Genomic DNA, 14738 nt, shown 5'->3' with positions numbered 1-14738 from the left:
CCAAGTCCTGCGGGCCGAAAATTACCCCATTTGGTCGGCCTGCGATATTTTCCGTTACGGATGCGCCCCCGTCGCGTCGGGCTCGCCGCGCGCCGCATCGTCGAGCAGCGCCAGCCGCGCCTCATGGTCGGCGCGCGAAATCGGGAATTTGCGCATCACGAGCAGCCCCAGCGTGCCGATGACGAGGATCGCGAGCGCATAGCCCGCCGCCAGATTGCCGAGCACGGCGTCGCCGACCTCGCCCGGTTTGGCGTTGGCCGGAAAGGCGGCGAAGGACAGGATCAGCCCGGCGGCGAAGATGCCGATGCCCGTCGCGCATTTCTGCATGAAGAAAAAGCCCGCGAAGAACAGCCCCTCCGACCGGCGGCCGGTTTCGCTCTGCGAGGCTTCGACGACGTCGGCCATCATCGAGGAGGAGAGGATCATCAGGATGATCGAGAAGGTGTTCGAGACGAAGACCAGCGCGAACATCGCCGCGACGCTCGGCTTGCCGGGCAGGCCGGGGAAAAACCCCTGGATCCACGCGAAATAGATACCGCTGTTGACGAGCAGCGCGATCGCTCCGGCGACGATCGCGCCGTCGCGCTTGCCGAGCCGGGCGGACAGCGGCGCGACGAGGATGAAGGCCGCGATCATCGTCCCGAACAGCAGGAAGACATAGGCGATCATTTCGCCCTGCGTGAACTGCCAGAAGAAGCTCAGCAGGTAGTTGTTCATCGAGAAGGTGATGCCCTGGTTGACGTATCCGAACAGCGCCGCGAAGACGAGCCACAGGAAGGCACGGTTCGACAACGTGTCGCGCATGTCGCGGACGATATGGGCAAGGCTCGCGGCAGGCTTGACGTCGGCGAGGTTCGACACCGCGATCCGCCGGTGCTGCCCCGCGGCCGACACCAGCACCGCCCCCGACATCATCAGCGCCCCGGCGAGCGCATAGGGGAAATAGCCGTCGGGATCGACGAGCCCCTTGGCGCCGCCGAAAAACACGCCATAGGCGAGGAGCAGGATGACGAGGCCGCCGCCCCAGCCGAACAGGAAGCGAAAGCGCATGACGGCGGTGCGCTCGTCATAGTCGGCGGTGAGTTCGGGGACGATCGCGACCGACGGCACCTCGCACATCGACACCAGCGAGCGGACGACGATCGCCAGCCCGATCAGCCAGGCGACGGTCATCGTGTCGCTCATCTCGGGCGGGCTCCACAGTAGCATCCACGCGATCGCAAGCGGGATCGGGGCGCCGTAAAGCCAGGGCAGGCGGCGGCCCCAGCGGCTGCGCGTGCGGTCGGTGAGTTCGCCGATCACCGGGTCGACGAAGGCATCGGCGATCAGCGCGATCATGATCGCGGCCCCGACGATGCCGGCGTCGAGGCCGATCACCTGATTGTAGAACAGCAGCAGGAAGGTCGAAAAGCCGTTGTCCTTGACGCCATAGGCGATGCTGCCGAGCCCGTGCGTCGCCTTCAGCCAGAGGGGCAGGCGTTTGGGTGCAGGCACCGCCGTGGCGGCGGCGCTCACGCGGCGGCTCCGGCCTTCGCCGCTTCCTCCATCGCCAGCAGGGCGTCGAACATGCCCGGTGTTTCCTTGTCCCATGCGTGCCGCTGGCCGATCGTCAGCCCGCCATCGACGAGCAGGTGGGTGCCCGTCATGAAGCTCGACTCCTCGCTCGCCAGATAGGCGACGGCGTTCGCGATATCCTCGGGCTGGCCGCCGCGCGCGACCGGTTGCGCGTTCGCGCTCATCTCGGCAATCACGGCGTTGGCCTGATTCTTGAGTTCGCCCGGAACCTCGAGCGACGCGGTGAAGATATTGGTGTTGATGAAGCCGGGGCAGATCGCGTTCACGCGGATGCCGTACTGCGCGAGATCGGTCGCCGCGACCTTGCTGAGGTGGAGTACGCCCGCCTTCGCGACGGCATAGGCGATCGGCGAATAGCCGGCACCGAGCGCCGCGACGCTCGCGGTGTTGACGATCGATGCTCCCTTGCGGCCTTTCATATGCGGCGCCGCGTAACGGATGCCCATTGCCACCGATTTCAGCACCAGGTCCATCGTGCGGTCCCAGCCCTCGGGCGTAATCTCGTCGATCGGCGCGCGGTCGCCGCCCGCCGCGGCGTTGTTGAAAACGATGTCGATGCCGCCCGTCTTTTCGGCGGCCGCGTTCATCAGCGCCTCGATGTCGGCGGGGACGGTGACGTCGCAGCGGACGAAATCGATCTTGCCGTTCGACGCGGCGGCAAGCGCCTGCCCGCCCGCTTCGTCGATGTCGGCGGCGATGACATGCGCGCCTTCGCCCGCCAGTTTCAGCACCGTGGCCTTGCCGATACCCGACGCCGCGCCGGTGACGACGGCGACCTTGCCTGCGAATCGCATATCCTCTGCTCCCGTTTTCTTTTGCCACTCAGCTTAGGCGCGCGAAAAGCCGCGTCAACGGCGGTCGAACCGACGCTACGGCGCCGTAGCGGCAGGTCGGCGCGCCCAAGTTGACGCTTGCGTAAAGTAGCGAACCGGACGTAGATTTGGACGGAGAAGAGGAGCCAAGAGGATGAGCGATCTGGAAGCTTTCCGCGCCGAGGTGCGCGTCTGGCTGGAGGCGAATTGCCCCGCAGAAATGCGCGAACCGGTGCGCGAGGAAGGCGACGTCTGCTGGGGCGGCCGCAACTGGGAATTCAAGAATGACGCCCAGAAGCAGTGGCTCGAGGCCTGTGTCGCCAAGGGCTATACCGTCCCCGACTGGCCGAAGCCCTATGGCGGCGCCGGCCTCTCGCCCGAAGAGACCAAGATCCTCAAACAGGAAATGAAGCGCATCAACGCGCGCTCGCCGCTCGACAGCTTCGGCATCTGGATGCTCGGCCCCGCGCTGCTGCAATTCGGCACCGAGGAGCAGAAGATCCACTATCTGAACCCTATCGCGCGCGGCGAAATCCGCTGGTGCCAGGGCTATTCGGAACCCGGCTCGGGCAGCGACCTCGTCAGCTTGCAGACCTTCGGCGAGGACAAGGGCGATCACTGGGTCGTCAACGGGTCGAAGATCTGGACCAGCTATGCCGACAAGGCCGACTGGATTTTCTGCCTCGTCCGGACCGACAAGGCGAACAAATATCAGGGCATCACCTTCATGCTCTTCGACATGGCGAGCAAGGGCGTCACGACCAAGCCGATCCTGCTGATCAGCGGCAATTCGCCCTTCTGCGAAACCTTCTTCGACGATGTCGAGGTGCCGAAGACGCAGTTCGTCGGCGAGATCAACCGCGGCTGGGACGTCGCCAAATATCTGCTCGGCCACGAACGCGAGATGATCTCGGGCGGCGGCGCGGGCGGCGACATGGTCAGCATCGGCGCGCTCTTTGCGAAGTCGCTCGGCAAGAACGACCATGGCGAACTAGACGACCCGATCCTGCGCGCCGAAATGGCGGCCTTCGACGTCGACGTCTTTGCCTATCGCGCGATGGGCGAGCGGTTCATGGACATGTGGAAAACCGGCCGCGCGCATCCGGCCAGCTCGAACATGATGAAATATGTCGGGACAGAGCTCAACAAGCGCCGGCATGAGCTGGTGATGTCGGGCGGCGGCAGCGAAGCGCTCGAATGGGACAGCGAAGAGACCAAGGGCGGCGCGCGCGCGCGCGGCTGGCTGCGCACCAAGGCCAATTCGATCGAAGGCGGGACGAGCGAAGTCATGCTCAACGTCATCGCCAAGCGTATCCTCGACCTGCCCGGAGCCTGACCCATGCCTTTGTATCACAATGACGACCAGGCGATGCTCAAGGACAGCGTCGCCCCCTTCGTGGCCGAACAGGCCCCCGTCCTGCACCTCCGCAAGCTGCGCGACGAGGCCGATGCCACCGGCTTTTCGCGCGACCTCTGGGCACAGTTCACCGAAATGGGCCTGCCCGGCATGCTTGTTCCCGAAGAACATGGCGGGCTTGGCATGGGGCATATGGAAGCGGGCATCGTGCTCGAGGAAATCGGCCGCAACCTGACCCCGTCACCCTTCCTCGCGACCAGCGTCGGCGCGGTCGCCGCGCTCGCGAAAGCGGGCGGTACGCAGGCCGGACGCTGGCTCCCCGCGATCGCCAGCGGTGAGGCAATCATCGCGCTCGCGATTGACGAAGGCGCCAAGCATCGCCCCGACCGCATCGCGACCAGCGCGACGCGCGCGGGCAACGGCTTCCGCCTTGACGGCAAGAAGAGCTTTGTCCTCCACGGCCATGTCGCCGACATGAGCATCGTCGCGGCGAAGACCGACGGCGGGATCACGCTGTTCGCGGTGCCGAAGGATGCGAAAGGCGTCACCGCCGATCCGCGCCGCCTCGTCGACTCCAGCCTCGCGAGCCATGTCACGCTCGACGGCGTCGAGGTCGACGCCGATGCGGTGATCGGCGAAGTCGATGCAGGCGGCGAGATCCTCGACGCGCTGCTTGCCGCCACCCGCACCGGTGCCGCCGCCGAAATGGTCGGCGTCGGGCAGGGCGCGATGGACATGACGGTGAACTACCTCAAGGAACGCAAGCAGTTCGGCAAGCTGATCGGCGAGTTCCAGGGCCTCCAGCACCGCGCTGCGCATCTCTATGGCGAGATGGAAGTCGCGCGCGCCACGGTGATGAAGGCGCAGGAACTGCTCGATCAGGGCAGCGAGGGCGCGAAGCTGATGGTCTCCGTGGCCAAGGCCAAGGCCGGCCGCGCCGCCAACCTCGCGGTGCGCGAAGGCGTGCAGATGCACGGCGGCATCGGCATGACCGACGAATATGACATCGGCCTCTATATGAAACGCGACCGCGCGCTCGCCGAATTTATGGGCGATGTCCATTACCACATCGACCAGGTCGCGCGGATGAACGGCTACTAATCTCTTTCGCCCCTCTCGCCTGCGGGAGGGGCAGCGAGCCCCGGACTTGATCCGGGGCGCAGCGGGGAGGGCATTGCGCCCGACATGCCCCACCCCAACCCTCCCCTGAAGGGGAGGGAGAAAAGGATGAGACAATGAACCTTCAGGACATGTTCGGCCTCGACGGCCGCATCGCGCTCGTCACCGGCGGCTCGCGCGGCATCGGCAAGATGATCGTCGAGGGCTATCTCGCCGCGGGCGCCGCGCGCGTCTATATCTCGGCGCGCAAGACGGCGCAGATCGAGGAAGCCGTCGCCGATTTCGAGACGCGCTACCCGGGCAAGGTCATCGGCCTGCCCGTCGACCTCGCGACCGTCGAGGGTTGCCGTGCGCTCGCCAAGGAACTCGAAGCGCGCGAAGAGCGCCTCGACATTCTCGTCAACAACGCCGGCGCGGCATGGGGCGAACCCTTCGAGGGCTTCCCCGAGGCGGGCTGGGACAAGGTGATGGACATCAACGTCAAATCGCCCTTCTTCCTGACGCAGGCGCTGCACGGCCTGCTCAAGGCCGGCGGCTCGCACGAGCGCCCGGCGAAGGTGATCAACATCGGCTCGATCGACGGGATGCGCCTCAACCCGTGGGAGACCTACAGCTATCACGCGTCGAAGGCGGCGATCCTCTATCTCACCAAGCGGATGGCGGCGCGGCTGGTCACCGATCATATCCTCGTCACCGCGATCGCGCCGGGCGCTTTCCAGTCGGACATGAACAAGGCAGCGCGTGATCATGGCGACGCGGTAGCGCAGAGCATTCCGACCAAGCGCATCGGCGTGCCGGAGGATATGGCGGGCGCGGCGATCTTCCTCGCGTCGAAGGCGGGCGACTATGTCGTCGGCGATACGATCACCGTCGACGGCGGGCTGGTGCACGGCAATGTCGGCACGAGCATCGACGCCTGACGCCCTCATCGTCATCCTCGAACGAGACACGTGGCTCGTTCGACTTGATCCGCGGTCCATAACCGTGGTTGTTGGATGGATCCCGGATCAAGTCCGGGATGACGAAAGAGGGAAACATTGACTCGCAAAATCCCAAGGTGTATTATTTAACTAATGCACCAAGGGGATGTGCCATGCGTTTCGCGTTCCTCATTCCGCCGATGATGCTCCTCGCCGCCTGCGGGCAGGGCGAGGACAAGAAGGACGGCCCGGAGATCAAGATCAACGCCGGCGGCGCCGACGGCGGGGTACAGATCACCGCGGGCGAAGGCGGCGGCAAGCTCAAGATCGGCGGCGACGGGGTCAACATCGACATGAAGATCCCCGATCTCGTCAACCTCGACGTCTCGGGCGATTTCGATATCGACGGGGTGAAGCTCTATCCCGGCAGCAATGTCACGACGGTCAACGTCGATGCGAACGACACCAACGGTGCTGGCAAGGCGACGGTCCAGCTCGGTTTCACCGCTCCCGCGGCTCCGGCGAAGGCCGCCGACTGGATGGCGGGCGAGTTCGCGAAAAAGGGCGTCAAGATCACCCGCTCGGGCGACGCGCTTGCGGGGACCGCCAAGGACGGCGACGACTTCACGATCAACTTTGCGCCCGACGGGGCGAATACGAAGGGCGAAGTGCGGATCGTTTCGAAATAGACGCAAGGGTATCGTCATTGCGAGCGAAGCGAAGCAATCTCCAGCCCTCTGCCGTGCGCGAGATCGGTAGCTGGAGATTGCTTCGTCGCTACGCTCCTCGCAATGACGTTGCGTTGAAACCTACCCGCTGTTCCGGAGTGCCGTTGCGATCGCGTTGATCGTGAGCTGGATACCTTCGCCGATCCGTTCGTCGGTCTCGCCGGCGCGGTGGCGCTTCATCAGCTCGATCTGGAGCAGGTTGAGCGGCTCGATATAGGGCAGGCGCAACCGGATCGACGCCTCGAGCGCCGGGTTCTTTTCGAGCAATCGCGTCTGGCCGGTGATCGCGAGCAGCCCGTCGTGCGCCCGGTTCCAGCCATCGCGGATGCGCCCGAAAATGGCGGCGTGCCCGTCGACATGCCCCGCGAGCTCGGCATAGCGCGCCGCGATCCCCATGTCCGATTTCGCGAGCACCATCTCCATATTGCCAAGCAGCGCCGCGAAGAAGGGCCAGCCCTGCGCCATGTCGGCGAGCAGCGCCTTGTCTGCGAACCCGGCAAACGCCTCGCCGGTGCCGTACCAGCCGGGCAGCATGGCGCGCGACTGCGCCCAGCTGAACACCCACGGGATGGCGCGCAGATCCTCGATCGCGTTGCTTTTGGTGCGGCTCGACGGGCGCGATCCGATCTTCAGCGTCGCGATCTCGGCGATCGGCGTCATCGCGCGGAAGAAGTCCTTGAACGCCGGCGTGTCATAGACGAGCCCGCGATAGGCGGCGAAGGCGCTGTCCGACAGCGCATCCATCGCGGCGGTAAAGCGCGCGGCATCGGCGTCGCTCGCCGCCTCGGGCTCAAGGCTGGCTAGCAGGCTCGCCGAGACCATCGCCTCGAGGTTGGTCGCCGCGCTGTCGGCGGTGCCATATTTGGCGGCGATCACTTCGCCCTGTTCGGTGATGCGGATGCGGCCCTGTACCGTGCCCGCCGGCTGGGCGCGGATCGCCGCGAAGGCGCTGCCGCCGCCGCGCCCGACCGCGCCGCCGCGGCCGTGGAACAATTGCATCGCGGTGTCGGCTTCGTCGAACACCGGGGTCAGCGCCTGCGACGCCTGATGCAGCCCCCAGGTCGAGGTCAGGTAACCGCCGTCCTTGTTCGAATCCGAATAGCCGATCATCACTTCCTGATGCCCGCGCACCCCGATCTGCGGGCCGATTTCGGGCATCGCGAAATAGCGCGCCATGATCGCCGGAGCGCGATCGAGGTCGGCGATCGTTTCGAACAGCGGCACGACCATCAGATTGGCCTTGCCCGCCGCCGCGCCGCTCCGCCAAAGCCCGGCCTCGCGTGCGAGCAAATGGACTTCGAGCAGGTCGGAGAGTTCCTGCGACATCGAAATGATCCACTGGCAGATCGCATCCTGCCCGAGCCGCTCGCGGATATCGGCGGCGGCGTGGACGATCGCGAGTTCGCCCGCCGTCTCGTCGCTCCACTGGTGCCACGGCGCGGCAAGCGGGCGGTCGCTTTGCAGCTCGGCGGTGAGCAGAGCGATCCGCTCCTCCTCGCCCAGCGCTTTGTAATCGGCGCAGACGCCCGCGACCGCCAGCAGCTCGGCGAGCACGCGTTCGTGCACCGCGCTGTTCTGGCGCATGTCGAGCGTCGCGAGGTGAAAGCCGAACACCTCGACCGCGCGGATCAGCCGCCCGAGCGCGCCGATGCCGATGAGCTGGCCCTCGCCGCTCGCCGCCAGCCCGTCGGCGAGCGTGACGAGATCGCGGCGGAAATCGCCGGGCGCCGCATAGGCATCGCCCTTCAGCGCCGACGGGCGCGGCGGCGCCTTGCCGGCGATCGCGGCATAGGTCGCACAGACGCGGGCGTAGATTCCCGACAAGGCGCGGCGATAGGGTTCGTCGCGGCGGCTCGGTGCATCATCGCCGCTCGCTTCGGCGAGCGCGCTGACGGCATCGGGGACCGGCGCGAGGCTCGCCGAAACCGACAGCTCGGCGCCGAGCGCGTGCACCGCATCGGCATAATGGCCGAGCACTGCTGCGGCGTTGCGTGCGGTCGCCTGCTGCAGCGTGTCGGCGGTGACGAAGGGATTGCCGTCGCGGTCGCCGCCGATCCAGCTCCCGACGCGCAGAAAGGGCGCCGGGCGCTGGCCCAGTTCGGCCTCCCAGCGCGCATAGAGTTTGGGCACCACCGGCAGGAAAACGTCGCGCAAATAGGTGAGCGCATTGTCGATCTCGTCGGCGACGAACAGCTTTTCGGTGCGCAGCGGCCGCGTTTGCCAGAGGAGGACGATCTGCCGCCTGATCGCTTCCTCGACGACGTCGCCCTGCGGGGTTTCGATAGCGCCCGCGTCGCGCAGCAGCATCAGCTCGGCAATGCGGTTCTTGTGGTCGAGCATCGACTTGCGGCGTACCTCGGTCGGATGGGCGGTGAGCACCGGCGCGATCAGCGACGCGCCGAGCAGCGCATGGACCGCATCGCCGTCGATCCCGTCGGCCTTGAGCTTCGCGAGCGCCGCGGCGACCGTCGCCTCGGGCTCGGCGGCCACCCCCTGCCGGTCCTCGGCAAGGTTGGCGAGCATCGAAAAAAGCATGAAACCGCGCACGAAAGCGATGGTGTCGTCGAGGCTCAGCGCATCGAGCCCCGGATCGATCGCCTCGGCCCCCGCGATGCCGCGGTGCCGGTCGACGCTCGACGAGCGGATATATTCGGTCTGGCGGAACAATTTGTCGCCGCCATAGGCACGGATGACGTCACCGAGGATCCGCCCGAGATAGCGGATGTCGGGATTTTGCGAGATCTGGATCGGCGGGCCCATGGGCGCAGCTTGCTGCACTGCAACAGGCGCCGGGTCAAGCGCGCCGTAACGGCGCATAGCTATGCGCGCGTTAGCGCACCATCACCAGATTGAGCGTCCCCATCGCGATTTCGGAGACGCCTTCGAAATCGACGCTGTTGCGTGTGTCGGTGATGAACATCAACTTGCCGTCCTCGCCGGTGATCCGCGCCGACACGGCATAGCTGTGCCGCGGGTCGATCTGGCGGCGGTCGAAGCGGAGCAGGAAGTCGATCGGTACCTGCCGGCCGTCGGCGCCGAACGCCTGCCGCGCGATCGTTCGCGACGGCGCGTCGGCAAGGCTGACGTCGTCGAGCCGTACCTCGATCTGCGCCGTCGGCGGCAGCGCGATCCGCTCGCGATAGGCGATGCTGCCGCTCACCGTGAATTGCTGGTTCTCGGCCTCGCCGGTCGTGGTGCACGCCGAAAGCGCGAGCGCGGAAAGCCCGAGGGCGAAAGCGGCGGCGAGACGAAGCATCGGTTTTCTCCTGCGAATTCCGGCCGGTGGGCAGCGCTCGAATTCGGCCTATCCCTCCAGCTCGACGTCCCAATATAGCCAGTCGATCCAGCTCGTGTGCAGATAATTGGGCGGGAAGGCGCGGCCATTGTCCTGCAACTGCCAGCTCGTCGGGCGCCACGGCTGGCGATAGAGCGGCATATGTGCCTGTTTGGGGGTGCGCCCGCCCTTCTTGAGGTTGCACGGCGCGCAGGCGGTGGTGACATTTTCCCACGTCGTGCGCCCGCCCAGCCGGCGCGGCACGACATGATCGAAAGTCAGGTCCTTGCCCGAGCCGCAATATTGGCAGGCGAAACGGTCGCGCAGGAACAGGTTGAAGCGCGTGAACGCCGGATGCTCCGACGGCTTCACATATTGGCGGAGCGCGATGACGCTCGGGATTGCCATCGTCCGCGTTGGCGAATGAATCTCGCGCTCGTAATTTTCGACGATGGTGACGCGGTCGAGAAACACCGCCTTCACCGCGGTCTGCCATGGCCAGAGGCTCAGAGGATAATAGCTGAGCGGCGTATAATCGGCGTTGAGGACGAGGGCCGGACAGCTATCGGGATGCCGGGCAAGATCGGGATGGAACATGGCTTGGTAACGCTGCCCCCTATGTTCGCGGGATGGCGCGCCACTGCCGTTCCTGCATGACACCATCATTACATGCCGCATCAGATTCTGACGTCAAGGGGGCTTGTGCCCGCAAGATATGGATCGATTGCCTTTGACTCGGCACAGCATATGGATTCATGACGCGGCCATGCTGACGCGTTTCGCTCCCAGCCCGACCGGCGATCTTCACCTCGGTCACGCCTATAGCGCGGCGCTTGCGCACCACGCCGCACGCGCCGCCGGCGGGCAGTTCCGCATCCGCATCGACGACATCGACGGCAGCCGCTCGCGCGAGGATTATGTCGCCGCGTCGCTGGCCGATCTGGATTGGCTAGGTCTCGACTGGGATGGTGAGCCGGTGCGCCAGTCGAACCGACTCCCCGCTTATGCCGCGGCGCTCGACACGCTCCGCGCGCGCGGCCTCCTCTACCCCTGTTTCTGTACCCGCGCCGACATCGTCGCGAGCCTTGCGGCGCCGCACGGGCCGTCCGGTGCCATCTATCCCGGCACCTGCCGTACTCTCCCGAACGCCGAGCGCGAGCGGCGCATGGCGGACGAGCCGCATTGCTGGCGGCTCTACATGTGGCGCGCGGTCGCCGCGACCGGCGACCTCGACTGGGAAGAAGCGGGGCAGGGCAGGCGCGCCGCCGACAGCCAGGCGCACGGCGATATCGTCCTCGCGCGCAAGGACGCGCCGGCGAGCTATCATCTCGCGAGCACGCTCGACGACGCCGCCATGGGGGTGACGCACGTCATCCGCGGCGCCGACCTCATCGCCTCGACCGACGTCCACCGGCTGCTGCAGGCGCTGCTCGGCCTGCCGACGCCGCTCTATCGCCACCACGCGCTTGTTTGCGGCCCCGACGGGCGGCGCCTCGCCAAGCGCGACGCGGCTGCGTCGCTCGCGGCGTTTCGCGATGCGGGCATTGACGGCCCCGCGCTCGCCGCCGATTTGCGCGCCGGGCGGCTTCCCACTGGTTATTCGCTGCAAATGCCCTAAATAGGGGGGCATGGAACTTCTGCTTGTCCTTGGCGTCGTGGTCGCCGCCGGCTTCGTCCTTTTCTCGCTCGCGCGCGGGCTTTTCTATTTCTCGCAGGGACATCGCGCCCAGATCGACGGCACGGTGCGCGAGAATCAGGTGATGCAGAACAAGATGATGATGGCGCGCGTGAAGTGGCAGGCGATCACCATCGTGCTGCTCATCCTGATCGGCGCTTTCGCCGCGGGCAGCTAATTGGTTTGAACAAACGGCACCGGACCGCTCCCCCCAACCCGGCGGAGCGAGCTGGTGCCGAACGCTGCTAGGCAGATAAGATGGTCAAGCTCAACAAGATCTACACGCGCACCGGCGACGACGGCACGACGGGCCTTGTCGACGGCTCGCGCATCGCCAAGTCGGCGCCGCTGATGGCGGCGATCGGCGATGTCGACGAAGCGAACAGCGCGATCGGCATCGCTGCCGCCGCGCTCGACGCCGCGAGCGACGAAGCGGCGATGCTCTCCCGCATCCAGAACGAACTGTTCGACCTTGGCGCCGACCTTGCGACCCCGCCCGACATCCAGTTCGGTTTCGGCCCGCACGAGATGGCACTGCGCATCGTGCCCAGCCAGATCGTCCGGCTCGAGGACGAGATCGACCGCATGAACGACGGGCTCGAGGCGCTCAAAAGCTTCATCCTGCCCGGCGGCACCGAAGCGGCGGCGCGGCTCCACCTCGCGCGCGCGGTCGCGCGCCGCGCCGAACGCGCCGCGGTCGCTGCGCATGCGGAGCGCGACCTCAACCCGCTCGCGCTCACCTATCTCAATCGCCTGTCGGACCATCTCTTCGTCCTGACCCGTCACCTCAATGCCGCGGCGGGCGGCGATATCCTCTGGAAACCGGGCGCGACGCGCTGACGCTCGTCGCGCCCGCCTTCGCGGGGACGACGAATCTTGTTCCCTTAATGTTCTAGACAATCCGCGCTGGCGCCATCATATTCCTCCCCTTGCGAAACCGAATCGCGCCCCGGGGGATTGTCTCGATATGGCCAGCCAGAACGACGCTTTGCCCCTGACCACCGGCACCGACGCGATGATGGCGCTGACCAGCCGCTTCGCCGCGACGCGGCGCCTGTCGCTCGATCTGGTCGGCACGTTGTCCGATGCCGACGCCAGCGCGCAGTCGATGCCCGATGCGTCGCCCGCCAAATGGCATCTTGCCCACACGACATGGTTTTTCGAAACCTTCGTGCTGCGCGACCACCTCCCCGGCTACCGCCTGTTCGACGCGCGTTATCCCTATCTCTTCAACAGCTATTACGAGGCTGAAGGACCGCGCCACGCCCGCCCGCAACGCGGACTCCTGACCCGTCCGTCGCTCGACGAAATCTGCGTCTGGCGCGCGCATGTCGACGCCGCGGTGCAAAGCGCGCTTCCGGCGCTGCCGCTCGCCGCGCAGCGGCTCGTCACGCTCGGCATCCACCACGAACAGCAACATCAGGAACTGCTGCTCACCGATGTGAAGCATCTCTTCGCGCAGAACCCGCTCGGCCCCGCGGTGTGGGAAAAAGACGCAATCGCGAATGAAGTTGCACAGATTTCCGCGGCTTCGGCCGATGCCGGCCCGATGCGCTGGATCAAGGGCGCCGAGGGCGTCGTGCAGATCGGTCATGCGGGTGAAGTTTTTGCATTCGACTGTGAACTTCCGCAGTTTTCCGCACTTCTCACCCCGCATGCGCTCGCCAGCCGGCCGGTGAGCAACGGCGAATGGCAGCAGTTCATCGACGACGGCGGCTATCACACGCCGTCGCTCTGGCTCAGCGACGGCTGGGCGTGGGTGCAGGGCGAAGATATCGACGCGCCCGCCTATTGGGACGGCGGGCGCCAGTTCACCCTGTCGGGGTGGCAGGACATCGATCCCGCCGCGCCGGTGACCCATATCAGCTTTTACGAGGCCGACGCCTTCGCGACATGGGCGGGCGCGCGGCTGCCGACCGAGATCGAATGGGAGGCCGCGGCGGCGGCGCTCGATCCCGCGTCGGGGCAGCAACTCGACGCGGCGGGACCGGTGCATCCAGTGGCGGCCGGGGACGGCGACACCGATCTGCAACAGATGTTCGGCAGCGTGTGGGAATGGACCGGCAGCGCCTATCGTCCCTATCCCGGCTTTCGCGCCGCGCCCGGCGCGGTTGGCGAATATAATGGCAAGTTCATGAGCGGCCAGTTCGTGCTGCGCGGTGGCAGTTGCGCGACCCCGCGCGGCCATTGCCGCGCCTCCTATCGCAATTTCTTCTACCCCCACCAGCGCTGGCAATTCACCGGCGTGCGGCTCGCGAAAGACCTTTGAATATGGGTGTTGTACGTCAACTTCGGCAGATTTCGGCCGATGATGCCGGGATCGATGTCGCCTTTCGCGCCGACGTCCATGCCGGGCTCGCGCAGCGGCAAAAGGCGATCCCGGCGCGCTGGTTCTACGACGCGACCGGTTCGGCGCTGTTCGAGGATATCACCGCGCTCCCCGAATATTATCCGACGCGCAGCGAAACCGACTTGCTGCGCCGCCATGCCGCCGCGATGGCGACGGCGATCGGGCCCGGCCGCGCGGTGGTCGAACTGGGGTCGGGCAGCTCGACCAAGACCCCGCTGCTGCTCGCCGCGATCGATCCCGCCGCTTATGTCCCGGTCGATATTTCGGGCGAATTCCTGCGCGACAGCGCGCTCGCGCTCGCGGCGCGCTTTCCCGGCCTGCCGGTCTATCCGGTCGAGGCCGACTTCACCCAGCGCGTCGCGCTGCCGCGCGAGATTTGCCCGCTGCCCAAACTCGGCTTCTTTCCCGGCTCGACGATCGGCAACATGGTCGCGCGCACCTCGATCGATCTGCTCCGGAATTGGCGCGAGGCGCTCGGCGACGAATCGCTGCTGCTGATCGGCATCGACCGGATCAAGGATGTCGGCATATTGGAACGCGCCTATGACGATCCGGCCGGGGTGACCGCGGCATTCAACCTCAACCTGCTCGAACGCATCAACCGCGAGCTCGGCGGCACCATCCCGGTCGAGAATTTCTCGCACCGCGCGATCTGGGACGATGTCCATGCGCGGATCGAAATGCACCTCGTTGCTGCCTGCGACATGGACTTCACCGTCGACGGGCAGCGCTACCATATGGCGAAGGGCGAGACGATCCACAGCGAGAACAGCCACAAATATGGTCCGCGCGACGCGAACCTGCTGCTCCGCGCCGGCGGCTGGACCCCGCTCGCGACTTGGGACGACGCCGATCCCGCCTTCGCGCTGATCCTTGCGGCCGCGACGGAATTCCGCTCGGCTCCCTGACGCCCGCTCTTGACGCGGAT

Annotated in this window: 14 protein-coding genes; 9 read left to right on the top strand and 5 right to left on the bottom strand. The window is 66.3% G+C overall.

Features of this window, described 5'->3' with window-relative positions; translation table 11 throughout:
* Positions 1-54: 54 nt before the first annotated feature.
* Together V6U71_RS19165 and V6U71_RS19160 are read right to left on the bottom strand one after the other, a co-directional pair.
* The gene (locus V6U71_RS19165; RefSeq protein WP_411339926.1) at positions 55-1515 is read right to left on the bottom strand and encodes an MFS transporter; all 1461 of its coding nucleotides are present in this window, start codon (positions 1513-1515) and stop codon (positions 55-57) included.
* Complete coding sequence (locus V6U71_RS19160) at positions 1512-2369, bottom strand: SDR family NAD(P)-dependent oxidoreductase (RefSeq protein WP_411339925.1); 858 nt, start codon at positions 2367-2369, stop codon at positions 1512-1514. The genes V6U71_RS19165 and V6U71_RS19160 overlap by 4 nt, the downstream gene beginning before the upstream one ends.
* A 172-nt stretch (positions 2370-2541) precedes the next feature.
* On the opposite strand from V6U71_RS19160, the gene V6U71_RS19155 reads away from it, so the two are divergent.
* From V6U71_RS19155 to V6U71_RS19140, 4 genes are all read left to right on the top strand, one after another.
* Positions 2542-3723 (top strand): acyl-CoA dehydrogenase family protein, encoded by a 1182-nt coding sequence (locus V6U71_RS19155; protein WP_411339924.1) that lies wholly within the window; start codon positions 2542-2544, stop codon positions 3721-3723.
* Between the two features lie 3 nt (positions 3724-3726).
* Positions 3727-4845, top strand: a complete 1119-nt coding sequence (locus V6U71_RS19150; RefSeq protein ID WP_411339923.1) for an acyl-CoA dehydrogenase family protein — start codon at positions 3727-3729, stop codon at positions 4843-4845.
* Positions 4846-4979: 134 nt separating this feature from the next.
* Entirely contained in the window at positions 4980-5783 is an 804-nt protein-coding gene (locus V6U71_RS19145; RefSeq protein WP_411339922.1) for an SDR family oxidoreductase, read from the top strand.
* A 173-nt stretch (positions 5784-5956) separates the two neighbouring features.
* A complete protein-coding gene (locus V6U71_RS19140) occupies positions 5957-6472 on the top strand; it encodes a hypothetical protein (RefSeq protein ID WP_411339921.1) in 516 nt (171 codons plus the stop codon).
* 120 nt (positions 6473-6592) lie between these two features.
* Here the strand turns inward: V6U71_RS19140 and ppc are convergent, their stop codons facing one another.
* From ppc to V6U71_RS19125, 3 genes are all read right to left on the bottom strand, one after another.
* Positions 6593-9271, bottom strand: a complete 2679-nt coding sequence (gene ppc, locus V6U71_RS19135) for a phosphoenolpyruvate carboxylase (RefSeq protein ID WP_411339920.1) — start codon at positions 9269-9271, stop codon at positions 6593-6595.
* A gap of 70 nt (positions 9272-9341) precedes the next feature.
* Entirely contained in the window at positions 9342-9767 is a 426-nt protein-coding gene (locus tag V6U71_RS19130; protein WP_411339919.1) for a YbaY family lipoprotein, read from the bottom strand.
* A gap of 48 nt (positions 9768-9815) precedes the next feature.
* Positions 9816-10382, bottom strand: a complete 567-nt coding sequence (locus V6U71_RS19125) for an HNH endonuclease (RefSeq protein ID WP_054589452.1) — start codon at positions 10380-10382, stop codon at positions 9816-9818.
* 169 nt (positions 10383-10551) lie between these two features.
* Between V6U71_RS19125 and gluQRS the strand changes: the two genes are divergently transcribed.
* The 5 genes from gluQRS to egtD all read left to right on the top strand — a co-directional run bounded on the left by gluQRS (position 10552) and on the right by egtD (position 14718).
* Positions 10552-11403: a tRNA glutamyl-Q(34) synthetase GluQRS gene (gene gluQRS, locus V6U71_RS19120; RefSeq protein WP_411339918.1), complete on the top strand. Its 852-nt coding sequence runs from the start codon at positions 10552-10554 to the stop codon at positions 11401-11403.
* A 10-nt stretch (positions 11404-11413) separates the two neighbouring features.
* Positions 11414-11638, top strand: a complete 225-nt coding sequence (locus V6U71_RS19115) for an HIG1 domain-containing protein (RefSeq protein ID WP_054589450.1) — start codon at positions 11414-11416, stop codon at positions 11636-11638.
* An 80-nt stretch (positions 11639-11718) separates the two neighbouring features.
* Positions 11719-12300 carry a cob(I)yrinic acid a,c-diamide adenosyltransferase gene (locus tag V6U71_RS19110; RefSeq protein WP_411339917.1) on the top strand — a complete coding sequence of 194 codons (582 nt, stop codon included), beginning with the start codon at positions 11719-11721 and terminating at the stop codon, positions 12298-12300.
* Positions 12301-12427: 127 nt separating this feature from the next.
* Positions 12428-13729 carry an ergothioneine biosynthesis protein EgtB gene (gene egtB / locus V6U71_RS19105; protein WP_411339916.1) on the top strand — a complete coding sequence of 434 codons (1302 nt, stop codon included), beginning with the start codon at positions 12428-12430 and terminating at the stop codon, positions 13727-13729.
* A gap of 2 nt (positions 13730-13731) precedes the next feature.
* Positions 13732-14718, top strand: coding sequence for an L-histidine N(alpha)-methyltransferase (gene egtD, locus V6U71_RS19100; RefSeq protein ID WP_411339915.1), 987 nt, complete (start codon positions 13732-13734; stop codon positions 14716-14718).
* Positions 14719-14738: the final 20 nt, after the last annotated feature.

The sequence above is a fragment of the Sphingopyxis sp. J-6 genome (genome assembly GCF_046603995.1).
GTDB lineage: Bacteria > Pseudomonadota > Alphaproteobacteria > Sphingomonadales > Sphingomonadaceae > Sphingopyxis.
Note: the sequence above shows the minus strand (reverse complement) of the source record. Positions and strands in the feature narration are given on the sequence as shown.